Origin of the sequence: Acetobacter estunensis (assembly GCF_011516945.1) — a bacterium.
Taxonomy (GTDB): Bacteria; Pseudomonadota; Alphaproteobacteria; order Acetobacterales; family Acetobacteraceae; genus Acetobacter; species Acetobacter estunensis.
In genome coordinates this window covers 1-511 of sequence record NZ_WOTH01000119.1, presented here as the reverse complement: position 1 = coordinate 511, position 511 = coordinate 1, and the positions used below count along the sequence as shown (strand labels likewise).

General features: G+C 55.8%; 1 pseudogene. It reads left to right on the top strand.

The features are described 5' to 3' along the window. A pseudogene (locus tag GOB87_RS16555) lies at positions 1–511 on the top strand (IS5/IS1182 family transposase); the annotation flags it as partial.

Here is a 511-nt window from a genome sequence, read left to right as displayed (position 1 = left end):
GTCGGACCGCGTGCCGGATGCCAAAACGGTCTGGCTGTTTCGTGAGCGTTTGACACAGGCGGGTGCCATTGAAAGGCTGTTTGACCGATTTGACGCGACCCTGCGGAACGCGGGCTATCTGCCGATGTCGGGCCAGATCCTGGATGCAACATTGGTAGCCGCTCCAAAGCAGCGCAATACCAACACTGAGAAAGCCGACCTCCGGGCAGGGCGTATTCCTGAAGACTGGCAGGACAAGCCATCCAAATTGTCCCACAAGGATCGCCATGCGCGCTGGACACTGAAGTTCACCAAAGCAAAGCGGCAGGATGATGGGACGATCCCGTCAACGGATCTTGCCATTCCGTTCTTTGGCTACAAATCGCATGTTTCCATCGATCGAAAATTCAGGCTGATCCGCAAATGGAAGACGACGGATGCCGCCGCCAGTGATGGTGCGCGATTGAGAGAGGGGCTGTTAGATAAAACCAATACGGCCTCAAGCGTTTGGGCTGATACAGCTTATCGCTCG